At 40.5% G+C, this 22596-nt stretch carries 22 protein-coding genes; 12 read left to right on the top strand and 10 right to left on the bottom strand.

Annotation, left to right across the window (positions count from 1 at the left end):
- Positions 1–63: 63 nt before the first annotated feature.
- The 3 genes from IUZ65_RS14530 to IUZ65_RS14520 form a co-directional block, all read right to left on the bottom strand.
- Positions 64–1053: a membrane dipeptidase gene (locus tag IUZ65_RS14530; protein WP_195704394.1), complete on the bottom strand. Its 990-nt coding sequence runs from the start codon at positions 1051–1053 to the stop codon at positions 64–66.
- Between the two features lie 50 nt (positions 1054–1103).
- Positions 1104–2561 carry an aldehyde dehydrogenase family protein gene (locus IUZ65_RS14525; RefSeq protein ID WP_443083747.1) on the bottom strand — a complete coding sequence of 486 codons (1458 nt, stop codon included), beginning with the start codon at positions 2559–2561 and terminating at the stop codon, positions 1104–1106.
- 69 nt (positions 2562–2630) lie between these two features.
- Entirely contained in the window at positions 2631–3029 is a 399-nt protein-coding gene (locus IUZ65_RS14520) for a RidA family protein (protein ID WP_195704392.1), read from the bottom strand.
- Positions 3030–3186: 157 nt separating this feature from the next.
- Between IUZ65_RS14520 and IUZ65_RS14515 the strand changes: the two genes are divergently transcribed.
- Positions 3187–4062, top strand: a complete 876-nt coding sequence (locus IUZ65_RS14515; protein ID WP_195704391.1) for a LysR family transcriptional regulator — start codon at positions 3187–3189, stop codon at positions 4060–4062.
- A 155-nt stretch (positions 4063–4217) separates the two neighbouring features.
- Here IUZ65_RS14515 and IUZ65_RS14510 read toward each other — a convergent pair whose 3' ends face one another.
- Together IUZ65_RS14510 and IUZ65_RS14505 are read right to left on the bottom strand one after the other, a co-directional pair.
- Entirely contained in the window at positions 4218–4844 is a 627-nt protein-coding gene (locus IUZ65_RS14510) for a bifunctional 4-hydroxy-2-oxoglutarate aldolase/2-dehydro-3-deoxy-phosphogluconate aldolase (RefSeq protein WP_195704390.1), read from the bottom strand.
- On the bottom strand, positions 4841–5812 hold the full coding sequence (locus tag IUZ65_RS14505; protein WP_195704389.1) for a sugar kinase: 972 nt from the start codon (positions 5810–5812) through the stop codon (positions 4841–4843). The genes IUZ65_RS14510 and IUZ65_RS14505 overlap by 4 nt, the downstream gene beginning before the upstream one ends.
- A 338-nt stretch (positions 5813–6150) precedes the next feature.
- On the opposite strand from IUZ65_RS14505, the gene IUZ65_RS14500 reads away from it, so the two are divergent.
- The 9 genes from IUZ65_RS14500 (at position 6151) to IUZ65_RS14460 (ending at position 15015) form a co-directional block, all read left to right on the top strand.
- Entirely contained in the window at positions 6151–7617 is a 1467-nt protein-coding gene (locus IUZ65_RS14500) for a mannitol dehydrogenase family protein (protein ID WP_195704388.1), read from the top strand.
- Positions 7618–7625: 8 nt separating this feature from the next.
- Positions 7626–8642: a zinc-binding alcohol dehydrogenase family protein gene (locus IUZ65_RS14495; protein WP_195704387.1), complete on the top strand. Its 1017-nt coding sequence runs from the start codon at positions 7626–7628 to the stop codon at positions 8640–8642.
- A gap of 7 nt (positions 8643–8649) precedes the next feature.
- Positions 8650–9660: an Ldh family oxidoreductase gene (locus tag IUZ65_RS14490; protein WP_231363590.1), complete on the top strand. Its 1011-nt coding sequence runs from the start codon at positions 8650–8652 to the stop codon at positions 9658–9660.
- Positions 9661–9692: 32 nt separating this feature from the next.
- Entirely contained in the window at positions 9693–10157 is a 465-nt protein-coding gene (locus tag IUZ65_RS14485) for a YhcH/YjgK/YiaL family protein (RefSeq protein ID WP_195704385.1), read from the top strand.
- 130 nt (positions 10158–10287) lie between these two features.
- On the top strand, positions 10288–11127 hold the full coding sequence (gene kduI / locus IUZ65_RS14480) for a 5-dehydro-4-deoxy-D-glucuronate isomerase (protein WP_195704384.1): 840 nt from the start codon (positions 10288–10290) through the stop codon (positions 11125–11127).
- Positions 11128–11184: 57 nt separating this feature from the next.
- Positions 11185–12165: a TRAP transporter substrate-binding protein gene (locus tag IUZ65_RS14475; RefSeq protein ID WP_195704383.1), complete on the top strand. Its 981-nt coding sequence runs from the start codon at positions 11185–11187 to the stop codon at positions 12163–12165.
- 63 nt (positions 12166–12228) lie between these two features.
- Positions 12229–12774, top strand: coding sequence for a TRAP transporter small permease (locus IUZ65_RS14470; RefSeq protein WP_195704382.1), 546 nt, complete (start codon positions 12229–12231; stop codon positions 12772–12774).
- On the top strand, positions 12774–14081 hold the full coding sequence (locus tag IUZ65_RS14465) for a TRAP transporter large permease (RefSeq protein ID WP_195704381.1): 1308 nt from the start codon (positions 12774–12776) through the stop codon (positions 14079–14081). The genes IUZ65_RS14470 and IUZ65_RS14465 overlap by 1 nt, the downstream gene beginning before the upstream one ends.
- 166 nt (positions 14082–14247) lie before the next feature.
- Positions 14248–15015, top strand: a complete 768-nt coding sequence (locus IUZ65_RS14460) for an FCD domain-containing protein (protein WP_195704380.1) — start codon at positions 14248–14250, stop codon at positions 15013–15015.
- A gap of 183 nt (positions 15016–15198) precedes the next feature.
- On the opposite strand, the gene IUZ65_RS14455 is transcribed toward IUZ65_RS14460, so the two are convergent.
- Positions 15199–16086 (bottom strand): YjjW family glycine radical enzyme activase, encoded by an 888-nt coding sequence (locus IUZ65_RS14455; protein ID WP_443083746.1) that lies wholly within the window; start codon positions 16084–16086, stop codon positions 15199–15201.
- A gap of 14 nt (positions 16087–16100) precedes the next feature.
- The gene (locus tag IUZ65_RS14450) at positions 16101–17627 is read right to left on the bottom strand and encodes a YjjI family glycine radical enzyme (protein ID WP_195704379.1); all 1527 of its coding nucleotides are present in this window, start codon (positions 17625–17627) and stop codon (positions 16101–16103) included.
- A 245-nt stretch (positions 17628–17872) separates the two neighbouring features.
- Between IUZ65_RS14450 and IUZ65_RS14445 the strand changes: the two genes are divergently transcribed.
- Positions 17873–18817, top strand: a complete 945-nt coding sequence (locus IUZ65_RS14445) for a LysR family transcriptional regulator (protein ID WP_195704378.1) — start codon at positions 17873–17875, stop codon at positions 18815–18817.
- Positions 18818–18976: 159 nt separating this feature from the next.
- Positions 18977–19588 (top strand): response regulator transcription factor, encoded by a 612-nt coding sequence (locus IUZ65_RS14440; RefSeq protein WP_195704377.1) that lies wholly within the window; start codon positions 18977–18979, stop codon positions 19586–19588.
- Between the two features lie 75 nt (positions 19589–19663).
- Here IUZ65_RS14440 and IUZ65_RS14435 read toward each other — a convergent pair whose 3' ends face one another.
- The 3 genes from IUZ65_RS14435 to IUZ65_RS14425 form a co-directional block, all read right to left on the bottom strand.
- Positions 19664–21445, bottom strand: a complete 1782-nt coding sequence (locus IUZ65_RS14435; RefSeq protein ID WP_195704376.1) for a lysophospholipid acyltransferase family protein — start codon at positions 21443–21445, stop codon at positions 19664–19666.
- A 200-nt stretch (positions 21446–21645) separates the two neighbouring features.
- Positions 21646–22014, bottom strand: a complete 369-nt coding sequence (locus IUZ65_RS14430) for a PilZ domain-containing protein (protein WP_195704375.1) — start codon at positions 22012–22014, stop codon at positions 21646–21648.
- Between the two features lie 146 nt (positions 22015–22160).
- A complete protein-coding gene (locus tag IUZ65_RS14425; protein ID WP_195704374.1) occupies positions 22161–22469 on the bottom strand; it encodes a c-type cytochrome in 309 nt (102 codons plus the stop codon).
- Positions 22470–22596: the final 127 nt, after the last annotated feature.

The following is a 22596-nucleotide window of genomic DNA, read 5'->3' as shown; positions in this document are numbered from 1 at the left end:
TTAGTTAACGTCTACCTTGTTTTTATTATGAGAAGTAGACCATTCCTTGTTCGAGTTACTGTATTACGTGCTAGGTTCGAGCCCTTGCGTAAGGAAATTAAACCAGTTGTCGCCTAGTATTTGTCCCGCCTCAGGTTCACTGAACCCGTGGCGAATGAGTCCGTTATATATATTCTCCATACCTGCGCTACCGCAAAACCAAGGCAGAGAATCAGGCCAACCGGCGTTATTTGCGGATCCTTCGCCGTAATCCATCGCTTTCGACCATCGCCCATTACGCATCCATTCCAGTACTGATTGAGGTTGATTGAGACACAAATCACTGCCAATCGCTAAATGCTCTATACCAACTAAATCAGCGGTGGATGCCACCATTTGGCAGAAATCTTCCAAAGTACACTGGCTGCCATTGGGTAGGTGGAATGGATATAGGCTAAACCCTAGTAGGCCGCCACGTACGGTTAGTGCTTTGATTACATCATTAGATTTGTTGCGCAGAGCTTGATGCGCGAATGTGGGGTTTGCGTGGCTGATACAGATTGGCCTTGAAGAAAGATCAATCGCTTCTAATGTTGACCGTTCTGCACTGTGTGACATGTCGATAATCATGCCCACTCGATTCATTTCGGCGATAGCTTGTTTGCCAAATCGAGTGATACCAGAGTCATGTTGCTCATAACATCCAGTCGCAATTAGGCTCTGATTGTTATAAGTCAATTGCATGATCAGCAGGCCTTGCTGACGCATCACTTCAATTAGGCCAATTTCGTCATCGATAGGAGAGCAGTTTTGCGCGCCAAAAAAGACGCCGACTTTCCCCAGTTGTTTCGCTTTTGTCACGTCAGCCATGGAGCGAACGATCATAATTAAATCGGCATTTTGTTCAAAACGTAAATTCCATTCGGCAAAGCGTGTTAGGGTTTCACGTGCATTTTCGTGGTAAACCAAGGTCACGTGAACCGCAGTGATACCGCTCGCTTTTAGCGTTTGGAAGTACTCTCGATTCCAGTTGCAATATTGCAATCCGTCTATCACTATTCGCTTCTGATACATATCAACTCCTCACTCACTCAATTCATTATTTTGGGTTTCTACGTGAAACACTAATAAGGTCGTTGATAGGCAGTTTTAACTACGGTATAGAATTCTTTTGCGTATTGGCCTTGCTCTCTAGGACCAAAGCTAGATTCTTTTCGGCCACCAAAGGGGACGTGATAATCTGTGCCTGCGGTTGGTAGGTTGACCATGACACAACCGGTTTGGACTTGTTGTTTGAACAGGGCACTAGAACGAAGGCTTTGAGTGATGATCCCACCAGTTAAACCAAATCGTGTATCGTTGGTTGTTGCAATGGCTTCATCCAAATCGGCAACGCGAATAACGCAAGCCAAAGGGGCAAAGACTTCTTCTTGATTCACTTCCCAACTGTTTTTGGTTTCTAGGAAAAGCGTTGGTGACATATAAAAACCATCATGTTTCATGTCTAGGCGTTCGCCTCCAACGGCTAGTTCAGCACCGCTTTGACGGGCTTTTTCTACCCATGAAAGGTTTGCATCAAGTTGTTTGCCATCCACTACTGGCCCCATAAATACGCCATCTTCTAAAGCATGACCTACCTTGAGGCTACTCATTCTCTTGATTAACGCATCAACAAAAGCATCATGAATGCCGTCCGTGACTACAAGGCGAGATGACGCCGTACACTTTTGACCAGCACCAGAAAAAGAACCGGCTATGGTGGCTTCAACTGCGGTTTGTATGTCGGCATCATCAGCAATCACAAGTGCGTTTTTGCTGCCCATTTCAAGTTGGCAACGAACAAAATTAGGCGCGGTAGCGGTGGCCACTTTCCGACCTGTATCAACAGAACCTGTGAAGCTCACGCCATTTATCTCAGGGGAGTTAATCAGCGCATTACCTACCTGTGAACCGTTGCCTAACACTAGGTTAAATACGCCAGCAGGCAGCCCTTGGCGATGGATGATTTCCGTTAAGGCAACAGCACTTGCTGGTGTTAGGTTTGCAGGTTTCCAAATAACGCTGTTACCAAACGCTAAAGCCGGTGCAATCTTCCACGCTGCTGTTGCAGTAGGAAAGTTCCAAGGTGAGATAATAGCGATGACACCAACAGCTTCGCGGGTAACTTCTACTGATACACCGGGCCTTACGGAGTCCGCGTTATCACCAATTTGGCGTAGCACTTCAGCTGCAAAATATTGAAAGAACTGCCCGGCGCGGTAGATTTCACCTCTACCTTCGGCAAACGGTTTTCCTTCCTCACGCGACAACAAGGTGCCAAGCTCGTCACAACGCGCAATAAGTTCGTCGCCAATCGCCTGTAATATTGTCTGCTTACGTTCAATGGGCGTTTTTTCCCATTCGGGTTGTGCTTGCTTAGCCGCAGCAATTGCTTGATGAACTTGGTCTTCGCTTGCTTGTGAAAAATGACCCAAATTTTCAGTGATATCTGAAGGGTTGATGTTGGCAATGGTGCTGATGCCTGAGTGCCACTCACCTGCGATATAAAGTGCTTTTTCAGCGTGAACATTATTGATTAGCATTGTCATAGTTTGTTCCTTTCACTTATCGATTAAGGTAAACCTCAACCGCGAATTTAATGAGATAATGTGTTAAGTCGGTTGTGAGGCACTGGCATACACAACAAATTCCACCAGCATTTCTTCACGAGCTAGCCCTGCTACCACCATGGCTGCACGATTAGGGTAGGGCGCGTTAAAGTACTCTGCATATACTTGATTAACAGTGGCGAGATACTCACGATCAGTGACGTAAATCAGTACCTGTAAAACAGAATCAAGTGTTTCACCAGCACACTCTAAAGTGTGAACAAGGTTGTCTAGTGTTTGTCTCGTTTGGGCTTCAATGCCCCCTTCAACAACCGCGCCAGTTTGATCAATAGGAATTTGAGCGGTATACAAGGTTCCGTTGTTAACCAGAGCCCATTCAAGCGGTGCTTTAGAGGCAAAAAGAGATGTTTTTATTGGGTGTTTGTTTGTTTGTGTGCTCACGTGATTGTCCAACTATGTTGCATAAATGTTGCGAATTGGTTAAATTTTGCGTCTTGACGAACGATAAATCAAACGGTAAATTTTGTACATTTGATAAATTAAACTTATCGTCAGGCTGAGCACTAGGAAAACAAAGGACTAAGAAGGGATCACAAACATGAGTATTAAACTTCAACAACTGAATCATTTTGTTTTGGTGGTGGAAGAGGGGGGGTTTCGGGCTGCTTCTCATCGAGCAAATCGATCGCAAGCGGCGCTTTCTACATCAATAAAAGAGCTAGAACGCAACCTAGGTCAGCCTTTATTTGAATCTGGTAATAAATCGACCCTCACTCCTTTCGGTGTAATATGCCTACCCAAAATTGTTCAGTTTTTAAATGTCTACAATGCATTGAACAATGACTTAATGGCTGCAGCCGCGGGGCAACAAGGAAGAGTTCGTATTGCCAGTGTGCCGTCTGTCGCTGCAAAACTAATACCGAGCGTACTGGGTGCTTTTTGCGAAAGGTATCCAAATGTTGAAGTGAGCTTAATCGATGATAATGCGGCGGGTGTCGAAGCTCGATTGCTATCGGGTGACGTCGATTTGGCATTGGGAAATTGCTCCCACCTTGATGACAAAGAGATACATTTTACCCCTTTAATTTCTGATCCTATTGGTGTGGTCTGTTTGCGTGATAATCCTATTGCTCAGCATACCGCTGGTATTGAATGGAAAATGTTGCTAGATCAACCTTTTATTCGTAATGGAACTTGCACACTCCTTGACCCAACACCAGCGCGAACATTGAGTCAAAACGCGCTCTACTCCGTCGAGAATATAACGTCTCTTTTTTCTGTATTAGAGCTTGGAATCGGCGTGACGACACTACCTAAACTTGCGTTTCCAACGAATGAAACAAGGTTGATTTGGATTCCGCTTATCGACCCGCCATTAAAACGACAAATAGGGTTATTTAGACTCATTGACCGAACGATCTCTCCCCAGGCGCAAGCATTTCATGATCTGTGCATAAAATACCTTAATTTTTGAGGATGTGTGGCGTGTTATTAATCCGAAAAGACTGTGAAAAATGGCTTGTTGTTATGGGATACTATTTTTGAAAACGTCCTATTGAATAAAGGTTAAGCTCGAAAACCAAACCTTTATTCTCTGTTTAAAAGAGAGCTATTTTGCTTCTTTTTACATTACTTGAGTTGCGCCACAATTTCTCTAATCAACGTAGCCATTTTATCCCACTCTTTATTCTTAACTAGTGATTGATCAACCATCCAAGATCCGCCACAAGCAAGGACGCTAGGTACATCAAGATACGCTTGAATGTTATCTTTATTAATACCGCCAGTTGGCATTACTTTGATTTGGTTGTACGGGGCAAGCATGGCTTTGAGCATTTTTATACCACCAGATGCTTCTGCGGGAAAAAACTTAACAGTTGTAAGGCCTAACTCCATTGCTTGCTCTATCAGTGATGGTGTATTAACGCCCGCAATAATCGCTACATTATGCTTGTGAGCTGCTTTTACTGTTGTTGGGTTAAGGCCAGCAGAGACAACGAAGTCCACCCCTGCTTCTTTTGCTGCGAGTAATTGCTGTTCATTTAAAATTGTACCAGCACCAATCAACATGTCTGGGTATTCTTTACGCAATAATGCGATGGCATTCGCCGCCGCTGCAGTACGGAATGTAATTTCTGCTACTGGTAAACCATTTTCTGATAGAGCCTTACCAATAGGCAAGATGTCTTCCGCTTCATCTACTACGATGACTGGAATCACTTTTAATTTAGCGAGACGTGAATCTAAAGTATTCATTTTAATTGTCCATTTTCAATGCGATCTAGAACTTGTTCAAGTGTTGGTAGTGGTGCGACGGCACCATAACCCGTAATGGTGATAGAGGCGGTGGCGTTTGCAAATTTCAAACACTCTTCCAATGAATATCCATTAACGAAATGCGTACAGAATGAGCCAGCAAATGAATCACCTGCGGCGGTTGCGTCTAACGGATTCGTTTTGAATGGTGGTAGTGATACGCGGATTGATTCATTGGCTACTGTTGCCCCCTGCGCGCCTTTTTTAAGAACGACCGTTTTAGATCCGATTTTGAGGTAATAATCGATAATATCGTCTTCGTGTTCTAAACCAGTGAGAAGCTGTGCCTCATCAATACTGGGGAAGCAGATATCAACCAGTGAAGCCGTCTCATTGATGATGGCGCGTGCACGGTTTAATGACCATAGCTTTAAGCGTAGGTTGGTGTCGTAGGAGGTTAAGGTTTTGTTTTCAGATGCAATTTCTATTGCCTTGAAGGTGGAGTCACAACTGGTATCACTGATTGCCTGTGTAATAGCGGTGATATGCAAAAGCTTTGCACTTTTAATGGCTTCTACAGGTAACTGTGATGGTGTGATAAGACTCGCGGCTGATCCTTTACGTAAGAATGAGAAATGGTGCCCGTCTTTATCATGCGTAATGAAATAAACGCCAGTATGACTATTAGGGTTAGATACAACAGTCGAAATATTAACGTTTTCTTTATCCCACAAATTTAGAAATTTCTTTCCAAATTCATCATCTCCCATGTGCGTGAGCATACCGACGTTTGCGCCTTGTCGCGCAGCAGCAATAGCAAAGTTAGATGCATCACCACCGAAGCCGCTTAAGAAGTCCGCTTCACCGTTATTGTTTAGGTTAACTTGGCTCAATTCGAACATTGGTTCACCAAAACTCAGTATTTCAGCAAAAGCTGGTCTTTCTATGTGTGTTTTTTCTTCGATCATAATGATACCTGTGTGTCTATTTCGATGTGTTAGTTTGATTTTCATCCACCTTTATTAAATCACAAAGCGATTTAATAAAGGTGGATTTATTGGTAAACCAAATAATGATCGAAATCAACAATTAGATATAAAGTGCTGATATTTATATATTTATAACAAAAAAATACTGATTTTTTCTGTTTATTTTTATTCTATTTTTAGATCTTCGTCATAAAATTGAATTATTGGTCATCCAAAATATTGATAGGTCAACCAATTGAGTGTAATGTTCTCAGTAACAACGAAGCGCTAACAAATTCTGAAGTTAGGCGACACTCGGACTGTAAAGATAGGATTGTATGGAAGATCAAAATAAAATAGAAAACGGTAAGTTTTCATCAACAACAAGCTACGATAGATCAGTACTTAAAAGTAATATCGTTCATATTGGTTTTGGTGCATTTCATCGCGGGCATCAAGCCGTTTATAACGATTTAACAAATGACCAATCTGAAGATAAATGGGGTATCTGTGAAATTAATATGTTTGGTGGTTCAGAGTTAACAGACAGTTTGCGAGCACAAGATCATTTGTTAACCGTCGTTGAGAAGTCTGCAACAGAAACACATAGTCGTCTTGTTCGAACCATTACTGAATCGATCCATACACCAGTAGATGGTATTGAAAAAGCAATTCTAAAGCTCACTGAAGATCAGGTTAAAATCGTTTCATTAACGATAACGGAAAAAGGTTATTGTGCTGCACCGCAATCGGGAATGCTAGATGAAACTAATCAGCTAATCATTCATGATTTAGCCAATCCAACCGTACCAATGTCGGCTATTGGATTGGTCACCGAGGCACTTCGAATTCGCCGTGATAATGGCCTCGCTCCCTTTAGCGTTTTGTCATGTGACAATATTCCTGAAAACGGCCACTTGACCAAGAGTGTCATTCTTGCTTTTGCTAAGAAGCTTGACTCTGAACTGAGTGATTGGATTGAAGAAAACGTCTCTTTCCCTAGTACAATGGTTGACCGCATTGTTCCCGCGATGACCGATGACCAATTTGACGTAATCGAAGAACAAACAGGTTATCGCGATCCATGTGGCGTAGTTTGTGAAGATTTCCGTCAGTGGGTGGTTGAAGATAACTTTGTAGCAGGTCGACCTCAATGGGAAAAAGCAGGTGCAATGCTCGTTGGTGATGTTCTACCGTATGAGGAAATGAAGCTTCGTATGCTTAACGGTAGCCATTCGTTCCTTGCTTACAATGGGTCACTCGCTGGGTACGAATTTATTTATCAATGTATGCAAGATTCTGATTTTCGATCAGTCACATTGAAGTTAATGCTCGATGAACAAGCTAAATCACTGAGTCCCGATCTAAACGTTGATCTCAACGAATATGCCAATTTACTCATTGCCCGTTTCAGCAACACAAACATCAAACACAAAACCGCACAAATCGCGATGGATGGTTCTCAAAAACTCCCTCAACGTGCGCTTGCCCCATATTTAACACTTCAAGAACGTCATATTTCCGCTAAATGTCAACCCGTGCTAATTGCAGGCTGGATGCATTATGTAATTGATATGATTAATAAAGGTAATGAATTACCTGACCCATTGGTAGAAACATATAAATCAATTATGTCTCACGTACCTGAGAAAAGTGAGCAAGCTAAATCATTATTAGCAATTGAAAAAATCTTTGGAAAGCACGGTGTTGAAAATAAACGGTTTATTGAGCAGGTTCTAAAAGCGTTTGATGATATTGAGACCGTGGGCATCAATATCACGATTGAAAAACTAGTGAAGGATTAGGAAATAAGATGAAAACTTTAATTTGTAATGAACCCAATTCAATTGAGTATATTGAATGCCCAATACCAGAGATCGAAAGCAATGAAGTTCTTCTGAAAATCAATTCAGTAGGCATCTGCGGTACCGATATCCATGCATACGCAGGTCGTCAGCCTTTCTTTTCATATCCGCGTGTATTAGGCCATGAAATTTGTGGCACTGTTGAAAAAATCGGTGAGAAAGTGACGAAAGCAGAAGTGGCTAAGCGCTATTCTGTTATTCCTTGTATCCCATGTGGTGTATGCCCAGCTTGCGAAGAAGGTAAAACCAATTGCTGTGAAAACGTATCTCTATACGGCGTCCACCAGGACGGCGGTTTTACAGAATACCTAGCGGTTCTTGAAGATAACTTAGTTCTTCTTCCTGACAATGTGTCTAACAGTAAAGGAGCTCTGGTTGAATGTTTTGCTATCAGTGCACATGCGGTTCGCCGTGCGCAGTTGACTGGGGAGAATAATGTTCTTGTTGTCGGCGCTGGCCCAATTGGTCTTGCGGCAGCAGCAGTCATTAAAGCAGAAGGGCATAACGTCGTTATTGTTGATGTCGCGGAACAACGTCTAACTTGGGCAGCAGACAAACTACAAACTGCTACATTAAATGCGCTAAGTGAAACGTACGTTGATGATATTCGTAGTCAATTTAATGGTCAGTTGGCTGATGTCGTATTCGATGCGACTGGGTACGACAAATCAATGACAAATGCAGTAAACCTGATTCGTAACGGTGGGAAGCTCGTATTTATTGGCTTCACAAAGGGTGAATTGGCATTTCATAACCCTACTTTTCATATGAAAGAAACCACTCTTATGAGCTCACGTAATGCAACACGTCAAGACTTTGAACGTGTAATCGAACTGATGGAAGAAGGAAAAATTTCTGAATCAATGATGAAAAATCGAGATTACGATTTCCATACATTTGGGAATACATACAAAGAAGATGTTGTTGAAAACAAATCTTTGGTCAAAGGCGTAATAAATTTTTAAGGTAAATATGATGTCTACTATTCAAGTAAATGAAACAGAGTTGCGCGAACTATCTCTCAAAAAATTAGTTGAAGCGGGCCTTAGCGAAGAAACGACAAAAGAAGTCATTGATGTGTTAATACACGCTGACAAAACGGGTGTTCATTCACATGGTGTCATGCGCATTGAACATTATTGTCACCGCTTGAACGAAGGTGGCCTGAATAAAGAACCTACATTTAGCATTGAGCAAATTTCACCTTCAGTTGCCGTGTTTGACTCTGATGATGGCATGGGACACTCGGCACTTATTGCAGCAACAAATCACGCTATTGAGTTAGCGGAAGAAACCGGCCTTGGTTTTGTCAGCGTCAAGAATGGTTCACATTGTGGTGCTCTCTCGTACTTCATGGAACAGGCGACAGCTAAAGGTTTGATTGGTATTTCAATGACGCAAACTGATACCTGCGTTGCTCCCTATGGTGGAGCTGAACGTTTCTTAGGAACCAATCCAATTGCATTTGGTTTCCCTGTAGAAAATTCACACCCAATGATTGTTGATATGGCTACAAGTGCGACGGCCTTTGGTAAGTTGCTTCATGCAAAAGAGACAGGCCAGCAAATTGGCGAAAATCTTGCTATCGACAAAGACGGCAATATGACAACAGATCCACATCAAGTGGAAAATCTACTTACATTTGGTGGTCATAAAGGTTCAGGCATTGCGCTCGCGATTGATGCGTTAACGGGTATTTTAATGAATGCTAACTTTAGCAATCATGTTGTTCGTATGTACGGAGATTTTGACAAGATGCGCAAACTTGCCAGCCTTGTCATTGTCATTAATCCAGAAAAGCTAGGGAATCCATTGTTTGCAGTAATGATGCAGCAAATGGTAACGGAACTTCGTGCAGTTAAACCTATGGCTGGCTCAGGTTCGGTACAAGCCCCTAATGACCCACAAAATGCTTACAAACTACAGAGCGAAGCTAACGGTATCACTGTTGCTAAATCAGTTTACAGCTATCTAAAAGGGTAGGTTAGTAATAGGCGCTTTAAGGGAGAGTATATATGTTATTTGGAAACGTAAAAAAATTAGATCTCGTACCATACATGTCTGAAAAGTTTGTTAATTGGATCAATGAAGCTATCGCTTTATCTGAAAACAATGATCTTGGTAAGTACATGATTGGTGACGATGGTGTATTTGTTATGCTTGTAGACGGTGAAACGGAGCCACGAGCACTAAGAAAATCTGAAATTCATAAGCAATACATTGATATTCAAATTCTATTGAGTGGCGAAGAAGTATATGGCTATTCAAACACCATTTCAGAAGAAGCACTTAAATTGGTTGAGTTGGAGAATGACGTAATGTTCTTTGATAATGTCGAGAACGAACAGTTTATTAAGCTTCAAGATGGTGATTTTGTTATTTTTTATCCAAACCAAGCACATCGTCCACTTTGTGCAAGTGATGATAAGCCGATGGTAATTAAAAAAGCCATTTTAAAAATACCATCTTCGGTCCTTTGAACTAAATGAGTCGCTATTATTTTTAAGTATTGTTGGTTTGATAATTTTATTTTAAATGCTTCACCAGCGAACTAAGTTAATGCGACAAATTTTTAATGGATACGTAACTAACGTAAATAAAGAGTATTAGATGCATATTAATTATAATAGCAACCCTGTAGACGCCAAATTATACGACACTACTCGTCTTCGTGACGAATTGCTAACTGAGAAAATGTTTAAAGATAATGACATAGTGACGGTATACAGCCACATTGATCGCATTGTTGTTATGGGAGTATCACCTAAGAGTAATGAATTGGCTCTGGATGACTTTATTAATAATAAAGATTTCGGTACTGACTTCTTCCTACAACGTCGTGAGTTCGGAATGATTAATCTTGGTGGTAAAGCTAAGATTACGACGAAGAATGAAACGTACATTTTAGAGAACATGGATGCATTATATCTCGGACAAGGCAATGAGAATGTCGTGTTTGGTTCTGTTGACAATGACTCCCCGGCTTTATTGTACGCCATCAGCGCGCCATCTCATCATATTCATCCTTCCCGAATTATTCACCAAAATGAAGCGAAAGTGATTCATTTGGGTGACAAAGAGAATGCAAACGAGCGGTGTATTAATCAATACATTCATCCTGATGTTTTGCCTACGTCCCAATTATCTATGGGTGTGACTGCACTAAAAGCAGGAAGTGTATGGAACACAATGCCACCGCATACCCATGAACGTCGTATGGAAGCGTATTTCTATTTCGATATAAAACCCCAACAAGTCGTTTTCCATCTCATGGGAGAGCCAAAAGAAACACGTCATATTGTTGTTCGTAATCACCAGATGGTGTTGTCACCTAGTTGGTCTATTCATTCAGGCTGTGGAACACAAAATTACAGCTTTGTGTGGGGAATGCTAGGTGAAAACCTCACATTCGATGACATGGATTTTGTTGATATGAACGAAATTCGATAAATATAGTAAACATATTAAAAATGAAACTTTATCCTACTAATAGTAACGGAGTAAATAATGTCCAAATTTAAAGTACTAACCATCGCCACCGCTTTAGTCAGCGCACTTGGTCTTTCTTCTATGGCCAATGCCGCATCAGAAATTAAGGTCGCGTTTAACCAATCGGATAAACACCCTCAGTTTTTAGCGCTTGCAGACTTTGGTGATAAATTTACTAAAGCAACCGATGGTCGCTATACATTGAATATCTTTCCAAATGAGCTTCTTGGCGATCAGCGTGCATCACTAGAACTCGTTCAGAACAGTGCTATTCAAATGGCCGTTGTTGCTAATCCACTTGTAGAAAACTACAACAGCAAATTTGGTATTCTCAGTCTACCGTATGTTTACAGTGGTTATGACCATCAGCAAAAAGTATTCACTTCTAGTATTCTAGATGAGTTATTCAAAGAAACATCACCTATGGGTTTTGAAGTTATAGCGGCATACACTGGCGGTGCGCGCAGCATGTATAACAAAGAAGGGCCAATCAATACCGTTGCAGACATGAAAGGAAAAAAAATTCGTGTAATGCAATCTGATACGATGATAAAAACCCTTTCATGCATGGGAGGTAAAGGTGTACCGATGGGCCAAGGTGAAGTTTATTCGGCGATACAACAAGGTGTACTTGATGGTGCGGAAAACAGCGAAATTACCTACTTCGATCTAAAACAATATGAAGTTGCACCTTTCTATTCTGCAACCCGTCACCTGATGGTTCCAGATCTCGTTGTGGCAAGCAGTGATTTTCTTGATTCAATGTCCGAAAAAGATCGTGCAGCGTTTGAAAGTCTAGCAAAAGAGAGCACTCTAGTAGAGTTTGGTTTGTGGCAAAAACAAATCAGCGTATCAAAGAAAGCAGCACAAGATAAGGGTGCTACGTTCAATGAAGTTGATATCACGCCATTCCGTGAAGCATGTATCCCTCTTCAACAGGAATTAATTAAAACAGCAGAACAAAAAGCGTTGTATAAAAAAATTGTTGCGTTGCAATAATTAGTAGAAGATAAGGTCAGCGAATTGCTGGCCTTATAACTTCATTTCAGGGTAAGAAATTATATGCGAGATGATAAATTTAATGGCCTTTTTCTAGGCCTAAGAAAAATTAAGTTCGGAATAGACAAAGTCCTTTCTGTCTTTTTAATTTCCATTATGGGAATAATGACATTATTGGTTACATACCAAGTGGTTGTTCGTTATATTTTTGACAACCCGAGTGCGTTTAGTGAAGTCGCATCCCGCTATTTGTTTATTTGGTTGGTTTTATTTGGTGGTGCCTATGTGTTTGGATTAAGAGAGCATATGGCTATCACGTTTATTAAAGATAAATTTAATAGAAAATTGCGCATCATTGTTGAAATGGTTATTGAATTAATCGTCGTTATTTTTGCCTATACAGTAATGGTTAGCGGCGGTTATAGCAGTTCAGTGCGTCAAATGTGGCAGATGGATTCCGCGCTGCAAATACCAATGGGTGTCATTTACGCCGCTATTCCTATATCAGGTGCAATCATGTTGTTTTATTTCCTTTGGCATGAAGTAACCTTTATTAACGAACTTATTGATTTGAAAAATGAGCCGTCAGAAGAGCGAGGTAATATCTAATGGATATGGCATTTACCGCCTCATTAGTAATGTTTGTAGGGGTTGTGGTTTTATTGGTCCTAGGGGCTCCGATAGCCATTAGTGTTGGAATCTCGTCTTTCGCGGCAATGACGGTTATTCTGCCTTACAATGGTGCATTAACAACGTCCGCACAGCGTATGTTTGTTGGATTAGATTCATTTGCTCTGCTTGCGATACCATTCTTTATATTAGCCGGCAATATCATGAATAATGGTGGCATTGCCATACGGTTAATAAACTTCTCCAAGATTGTTAGTGGCTGCTTTTCTGCTCCATTGGCACAAACCAACGTTGTATCCAATATGCTATTTGGTTCGATTAGTGGTTCCGGTGTTGCGTCTTGTGCTGCTGTCGGTGGCATCATGAACCCAATTCAGAAGCAAGAAGGGTATGACCCCAAATTTAGTACTGCAGTAAATATTGCTTCAGCGCCAACCGGTATGTTGATACCACCAAGTAACGCACTAATCGTATATGCCACGGTTGCTGGTAGTGTTTCAGTTTCTGCGTTGTTTATGGGAGGCTATATTCCTGGTTTGTTGTGGGGGCTTGGGGTCATGATAGTCGCTGGTATTATGGGTAAGCGCAGAGGTTACATAAGCAAGAACTCGATGACCTTGAATGAATGCATTAAGGTTACTATCGATGCAATTCCAAGTATGTCTTTGATAGTCGTCGTTATTGGCGGTATTTTAGGTGGCGTGTTTACGGCGACAGAAGCATCAGCTATTGCTGTTGTTTATTCGATGATATTAGGCTTCAGTTATCGACAACTGAAAGTTAAAGATCTGCCAACTATCTTCTTAGACACCGCGAAAATGGCATCGATCGTCATTTTTATGATTGGAGCGTCATCAATCATGTCTTGGGTTATGGCATTTACTCAGATTCCTGGGATGATTGCGGATGCACTATTATCATTTACTAGCGACCCAATATTAATTCTGTTGATCATTAACGTTGTATTATTGTTCATTGGAACTTTCATGGATCCAACCCCAGCAGTGTTGATTTTTACGCCGATTTTCTTACCTATTTGTATGGGGTTAGGCATGCACCCGGTTCAATTTGGTATATTGATGGTATTCAACTTGTCGTTGGGGACGATAACGCCGCCTGTTGGGCCAATTCTCTTCACTGGCTGTAAGATAAGTGGTATCAGTATAGATTCAGTAATTAAAACGTTATTGCCATTTTTCTTGGTGATATTCTTGGTACTAATGTTAGTGACCTATATTCCCGCGATTTCAATGACGTTACCTGAGCTTGCTGGTTTAATTATGTAAACAAATGATTTCTTTTGGAACCCCTGTATCAATAGGGGTTCAGTTAGGTCAGGCCCTGATGATTGAAGGATTTATTTTCTATTGTATGGTAAAATTAAAGTGATGATAATTAAATCAATTATCGTCACTTTACTATTTGTACAACAATTTAATTTATGAGCCTAGTATGACAGATGAAAAATTGATTAGACGACGATACTATGAAATTGGGTTACAAATAGAGAAGCAATTGTTTTCTGGTTTTTTTAAAGCGGGTGATCGTCTACCATCAGAACGGGACTTGAGTCAGCAATACGAAACAAGTCGGGCTACTATACGCGAAGCTATTATCATGCTTGAACTTAAAGATTTGGTTGAAGTAAGAAAAGGTGCGGGTATTTTCTTTAAAGAAAATACGGATAATGAAAAACGTATAAAAGTAGAAGATACCGCTAACATCAATGATGTAGGGCCATTTGAGCTTCTTCAATCTCGCTTTGTTTTAGAGGTTAGTATCGTAGAATTCGCCGCTAAAAATATTAAACTTAGTGAGTTACGTCAGCTTAGAGGTATCATCCAACGTCAAGAAAACTCATTTGCTGACAGTAAACAATTCGAAACATTAGATCGTGAGTTTCATCTGTGTATAGCAGAAGCGACACAAAACCGTATGCTAATTGATACCGCTAACCGTTTATGGAATGTTGTTCGGACAGAAAACCCACTCTGGCAACAACTGAACAAGAAGTACTTGCACGACACGCCATTGAAAGAAAATTGGCTTGCTGAGCACAGGAAAATCTTCGCGGCTCTACAGAAACGTGATCCAGTTTTAGCGAAACAAGCCATGATAGAACATATTGAGCACAGTAAACGAGAATTAACGAATTTAGTCGATTACGGTGACATTGAGCTTCTAGAGCATGATGATATGTTATTTATTGAGGATAAATAAAAGGCTTTTTAGGGAGCCTTTTTATTCTTAGTAACATTTTATTCTTAGTAATATTGTTGTTTAGTCATAATGTATCTAGGTATTATTTACCGTATTTTGAATACTCTAGTGAGCTGTTTTGTCCATATTGATGCGTGTAAATGCTCAATTTTTGACGCAGATAATACCGAACGTATGTAATCGTTAATTAAAAGCAGGTGGCATCATAATGTGATGAGGTATGGATTCTTGTAAAAGATGTTTGAAAGCAACAATCTCTTCTTTACTACAGGTACTCCAAAGTAAAGCTTCACCAGTAACGCCATGATGTTGAAATGCATTTAGGCGGATAATGACGTCGTTTGGTAACCGATTAAGGTAGGCGGTTAAGGCGTCAATATTTGAGACATAATCTGTCTGTTTGGGAATAGTTAAAAGACGTATTTCATGTAGCTTGTTTGCGGAAGACAACAAGTCAATAGTTCGAAATACAGCCGCATTATTTCTACCAACAAGCACTTCGTGCACTGAGCTATCCCAAGCCTTTAGATCGATCATTGCACCATCTAGATAAGGTGCAATTTTATTCCAACCTTGTTCTGATAAAGATCCATTGCTATCCATATAACAAGTGAGATTCTGAAGTATTGGGTCTGCTTTAATCGCTTTGAATAGTGAGATGATGAAAGGAAGTTGCAAGCTTGCTTCTCCCCCTGAAACAGTAATGCCATTCAAAAATAGGTGGTTATCTTTGATGATCGTCAACAATTCGTTAAGACTGTATTCGCGAATTTTAGGAGACGATTGAAAAGAGCAGATATCAATGCATTTATCGCAACCGGTACATTTGTCTGCATGCCAGGTTACCTGGTTTTGTGCGTTCAATGTCAGTGCGTTATCCGGGCATTCAGCCACACACTCACCGCAATGATTACAATGAGCAATAGAATGAGGATTGTGGCATGACGTGCAATTAAAGTTGCAGCCTTGGAAAAAAATCACCAATCGATTACCTGGGCCATCAACACACGAAAAGGTAAGTATCTTACTCACCTTCGCGGTGCGAAGTTGGCTCGCAGGCTGTATATCAATATTCACTTTTCAGACTATTTTTGATAAATCGGGTTCATTTCAGCACTGAGCACTCTAGGTTTGCGATTCAGCATTTCAGTGTTGTCGGCGGCTTCTGAACCCAAGAAGGTGGTATTGGTTCGAGATCCTTGTTGCTTGTATTTTGCTATATCTGACATCTTAACCATATAGCCAGTAATTCGAACCAAATCATTGGAAAATACATTTGCAGTAAACTCTCGCATCCCTAACTCTAGTGCACCTTTACATAAATTGTACATAGCTTCAGGGTTCGATTTTACGGTTTCATCTATAGTGAGGATATCGCTAATACCAGAAGGATAAAATTTATGATGGCCGACGGTTGCCTTGATATGGGTGATTGGATCGGGTTCATAACCATAGGAAATTCGAGTTGCGGGAGTGGCTCCGGTATCTAAGCTAATGCCTGCCTGAGCGTGAAGAAGCGCACGTCCGTGATAGCCATATTTTACTGGTGTCGATTCAACGATTTTGGCCAAGGTCTCAGAGATCGTATAGCTAAGTTCGTTCGCTATGTCATCATGGCCGTATTCCGCGTTAATCCCTTCTTTGTCTAATAAGATTTTTACCGTTTCTGCCATGGCAAAGATGCCGAACATCGGCGCAAATCTATCCTCATCAATGAGCTTTTCTTTGACTAAAAAACTGTCAAAGAAGTTGGATTTTTCGTGTAAAAAGGCACTACGAGCTTCAATGATCTCAAACATAACCTGACAATACTCAGGCAATACAATAGAGAGAAAATCTTCTCTATCTTTAGAACGAGCCGCGACTTCTTTTAAATTCATTCGTACGAGTGTATTTGCGCCGCCAGCTAGGGGGAGTGAATTATAGCAACTCACGATGCCAAATCGTTTATCACCGTAAAAGTCAGCATGCATAGGGTAGTTGGCAACATGTGGTTTGCTGCATTCACAAATATTTGCGGTAGCTTGACGAAGTAAGCTATCCGGTGTCATCGCAGGATCGTGCATAAAGGTGAGGTTTGGTGCTATCTGTTTGAGTTCAGCATCGACTTTTAAGATGGTTCTACATATGACGTTGTCCGTTGGGCCGATATTCGCATGCATAAAGGCATCAGGTAACGTTCTATCTAGCATGATCCAGAAAAGCTTAATTTTTTGATAAATTTGCTGTTCTGATAATTCATTCACATACGGGAGTAATATCTCGTCGAGCTGACCTAAATAGACAGGAATCGAAGTAACCGATGGCACATGATGATAGATGATCGTCAGCAGATTAAGTGCTTCATCTAGAGTCGATGCAGGTTCGAGTTCTAGATAACGAGAACCTTGTTTAAGGAACATGCCATAGTCAGGTAAGACATATCTTGGTTTAAATGGCGCATTGCCTTCAAACATGTCGCATAGAATACCATCATCAAGTGCTAACTGTGCTTGTGCTGACAAAGGTACATAGGCAAGGCTACCTTCCGCTTCCAATGCTAATAGATGGGTCTTTTGTTTAGGAGAAAGATTGGCATCGGTGACGATGCTTAAAATGCGTTCTTGATTCATGGAAATGCCCTGATATATAAACTAATCTAACTATATCTCACAAGCAGGCGATTCAACTAATGTAATATGGAAAGGCGAAGGCACACTCATCACATTTTGAAAAAGTGGTGGGTTGAAGTCATTACTGAAGTATTTTGTACATCAAGTTGACGAGCCACCTATAATTTAGATATTGCATAACGTCTGCGTTTATATAAATTGTAGGTCATTGTTATATCGATGTTAAAAGTAAAGAGATGGTTGAAATGTCAGATGCAGTAAAGAAGGTTGATTATAATCTATTACATGTCTATTTATTAATTTACAAACACAAAAGCTTATCTATAGTGGCCAAACAATTGAAGTGTACTGATAGTGCAGTAAGCAAAATGTTGGGCAAGTTAAGGGAAGGTTTTAATGACCCACTATTTGTTCGTCACAGTGGTGGCCTTGAACCAACTGCATTTACAGAATGGATTGCGCCCAAAATTGAAATAAAACTCGCTGGGCTTGATGCCGTCATTGAAGAAGCGATTGAAAACACATTTGAGACTGATCGGCATGTGGTCATCAGCTTATTGCCTGTTGATATTAGTCTGTTTGGTAATGTGCTTTATTCTCAGTTGAGCCGATTTTTTCCAGATGTTAGGTTTAATATTGTCAGTTGGAATAGTAATACGCCTGATAAAATTTCTTCAAAGGACGTTGACTTCGCTGTTGGTCCATCGCTCGAAAATGGCTCAAAATTGTGTTACCAAACCCAGATATTTGAAACCTATTATAATCTAGTCATACCAAACGAGCATAAGGTCGCGAGTTGGGAAGATTGTATTCAATTCCGTGTGTTGAAACAACATGTTCCGGGATGGAATTCAAATAGAATGCCTATCAAAGAACAGCTTGATTATTATCACATACCTTTTAACAACAAAGATTTAACCGAAATAGAGAATATCGATTATGCGAATAATATTATGTTGAATAGTTCCAAATCAACCCGTTGTGCTATCGGCTTATTTTCTTATCAAATTGATAAATTTAAGCAGAATATCAATAGCGAGGTTCATATCGTTAATCCAAACACCTTTGGGGAGTATAAAGAGTTGATCATACTTGAATTATCACTATATGAGTATGTGGGAAATCGAGGCAATCATTTTTATGATCAAGTGAAAACGATACTTCTAGATACATTAAACCCGAAAAGCTAATAACGACTCCTTCAATAACTTTCCCTCCTCCTTTTTCCTACTTTCCTTTGTGGAAAGAATGACCTTCCAGACATTCCAAAAATTATACCGTACATTGCTCCTATAGGAGGTGAGTGAGCATGGATTTCTCAAAACTATAAATAATAGAGAGAAGATGATATGAACTCGAAGAATGTTTTAATTATGGGAACCTCCCCGTTGGTTTGTGAAGCGTTAACGACTTTGGTTGAAAAAATATTTCAACAGATTAACGTGTTTGTCTCGGACAATGCACAACGTGGAATGCAGATCGTCAGAGAAAACGACATTGACGGTATTATTCTCGATACAGAATTGAAAACATCGAGCAGTTTTGATTTTGTACGACGAGCTAAAGCGGGAGACTTCTTTGGCAAAGTGCTTTTTATCTCCAATGATGATCATTCAATGGTGAGCCAAACGGCAAAATTGGTCGGCGCGAACGGTTTTATTTCAAAAACAGAAAGTACAGAGATGATTAAAGATGCGATTTTGGCAGTGTCTAAAGGTTATTCAGTTTTTAAAGAAGATCTAAACCAAGAGAAAGAAACAGTGACACTCTCAAAGCGAGAATCAGTTGTTTTTAGCTATTTGTTGAAAGGTTATTCGAATCAAAAAATTTCAGAATTGTTATCATTAAGTGCAAAGACGATCAGTACTTATAAAACGCGAATTTTAACTAAATACAATGCCGATTCAGTGATTCAGATTATGAACATACAAAATATGACGCTAAGTACAATCATGCACTAGTAGAGCAAGGTAATGAAAAGAAGAATAGTTGAATAGGTCTATCCCCACCTTTGTGGGGATAATCATGAGATTAGATTATTCTACGTTTACACCATGTGAAGATAGGTAGTGTTCACTTTCGTTAAAGCCCATATAACGGCCTAAGGTTTTCTTCGGCACTTTACGTAAGTCGACCACAATAAGCCCATCAAGTGCGTCGTTGAAGGCGGGATCAACATTAAAGCATACCAACTTACCATTTAAACCCAAGTACTGCCTCAGTAAGACAGGGACGCCTTTGCCTGCATCCATACGGGCAATAACCCTTGAAAGCAGTTGTAGATCGCCAAGCGCAGTAAGCAAACTGGTATTCCAAGTAGCCCCTTGACTCTTTAAAGGATTAGATGCCTTTACGCATTTCGCACTTTCTATATCGTAATGATGTAGCGTCATGGTTTCTGCCAATAATTGGCGTGTTTCATGGCTGTAGTCATTACTGATGCTAACGGGTCCGAACAAGTGCGTATACTGAGGGTTACGTTGAACGTACGTAGCAATACCTTTCCAAAGCAGAAGAAGAGCACTCATGCTTCGTTGATACTCTTGAGCAATAACAGAACGTCCCATTTCAATAGCTTTGCCTTGGTTCATTCTGTCTAAAAATCGCTGGTCATAGTGGAATAGGGTTGTGGAATAAAGACCATTGACACCCTTATGGAGAGTAACTTCATCAACCAAGCCTAAGCGATACGCCCCAACAAGCCGGCGCTGTTCTCTGTCCCAAACAAAAAGTTGGAGGTATTTTTCATCAAACTTATCCAGATCAAGATCTAAACCAGTCCCTTCACCGACTTGGCGAAAATTCAGTTCACGTAGTCGCCCAATCTCGTGCATTAAGCTAGGAATATTTTGTGCTCTGGTACAGTAAACGTCAAATTCTTTATTGGTGAGTAGGTGTGCTTCTTCTGGCAGGTTATTTAAATCCAATTGAATCGCTTCGTAGGGTAAAGCATCGGCGACGGGCATGCTGCCATCTAAGTCTGGTGCCGCTTCATTCTTAGACTGAATGTTTCTATTCAATAGGTAAGTATTGAGTCTAAGATAATTAACTAACTTTTTGTCATCAAGGTTATTCACTTCTTTGTACTTGATAACATCGCCTATTGCGATGGCGATGACCTCTTCTTTTTTATTCAGTAGTTCTCTACCTAACATCAATGTTCTTAGCAAAGGATGGATTTTACCAGCCATATAAAAACGCTTGGAGTTTTGGCCATTAATAAACATGGGTACAGTAACGGCTCTGTTTTTCCGTATAAGTGAACTTACAGAACGACTCCACTCTTTGTCTTCAAGCTTGCCTTTTTTACTATCAACCAATTGGGAAACTTCACCCGCCGGGAACATCAACAATAATCCGCCATTGGCGAGATGTTTATTGGCTGAGCGAAGTGCTCGCATATTGGAACGTTTTGCGTCTTGTGTTTCAAAAACATCGACGCCTATAAATAGTTCGTCTAGTTCGGGAACGGTTTTAAGGTATTGATTAGCTAGGACTTGAACATCATTACGTATTGAGAGTAGCAACTCGGCTAATATAACCCCTTCTACGCAACCTAAAGGATGGTTTGCAACGACTACGGTCGCACCAGATGACGGTACATTACTGAGTGAACCTCGCATCACTTTGTAATCAATACCGAGCTCGTCGAGTGCGAAACGTAAAAATTCTTGAGTATTACAACCGACAGGACGTTGAGCATAAATTTTGTTTAATGTACTTAGTCCTGTGGCCCACTCAGCAAGAGACTCACCCAGACCAAAAGGGGTTTTACGTGGGAGACGAAACGGGCTTGTTAGTTGCTGGACTGCTTGCATAATTACCTCAGAATACGGGTTAACTTTCTGAGATTTTATGAATACTAGGTTTCATTTATGCGACTTAAAGGTTAGATATAGATGAACAGTGCATGACATTAATTTTTCAGCCATGTAATTCATCTATATAAGATCAAATTCGCGGTCTCAGGAAGTAATCTAAATAGTTTAATTATTACAGCAGACCGAGGAAACTAAGATTATCTTACAAAAGAAAAATCTTTTGTTTTAGAAAATAGTCCGGGATACTTTTTACGAAGGTAAATTTGTTCTGCTGTCATACGTTTTAGATCGGGACCTTTTGTAAGATTAGCAATTAATTCGTTATCATCAAGTCTTAAAACACGTCCTTCAATAGGGATCTCTACGCCATCATGAAAACGAATGGTTCCCTTAATGATGACACCACGTGAGACAGGGTGTGAATTAGTAAACAGAATACGTGTTCCTTGCTCAGATATTTCACAGATGTAAAAGTCTCGATCAAGAATTTTTGCTCTTGGTCGTTCGCTCTTTGGGTATCTAAGACGAAAGTATTTTCTTCTTTGTGCTTCTGATTGCTGATCCATAATTCTTTTAATATATGACTTATCTTATAGAATGCTATCATATTTGATTGGGTTATATCTAAATGAAATCTTTCCAAGTGTGAAATTAGAATGCTCTTGATGAAAAACAGGAAGCGCTCATACTGAACACTTTCTGTCATTTGATGTTATTTCATACTGGAATAGTATTCCGCTAGATTCTCGATATCTGCATCGTTGAGTGCGGCGACCATCGCTGTCATTGTCGGGTCTTTACGATCCCCACTCTTAAATGCTTTGATCTGCTTCACCAAGTAGGCTTTCTTTTGTCCAGCAAGGTTTGGATAAAGATCAACGACCGAAATACCGTTCGCACCATGACATGCTAAACAGGTTGCCGATTTTGCTTTCCCGGCTTCAATATCACCAGCAACAACAGCCGTAGAGGCAAAACCAAATAGTAAGCCTGCACACAATAGCGCACTGCTTTTAAACATAAATACGTCCTTTTATTGAATTCCTTGAACGAATAGAGGGCAAGGAGATTGAAATTAATTATTGGCGACCCATCATATCCAATTGTTCACTGTCACCCCCAGGTTCTTAGGGGGTGACGGTGACATG

The sequence above is a fragment of the Vibrio sp. VB16 genome, from assembly GCF_015594925.2.
In the GTDB taxonomy this organism is placed as follows: Bacteria; Pseudomonadota; Gammaproteobacteria; order Enterobacterales; family Vibrionaceae; genus Vibrio.
The sequence above is the reverse complement of the archived record's forward strand: the minus strand, read 5'-3'. Positions and strand labels throughout refer to the sequence as shown.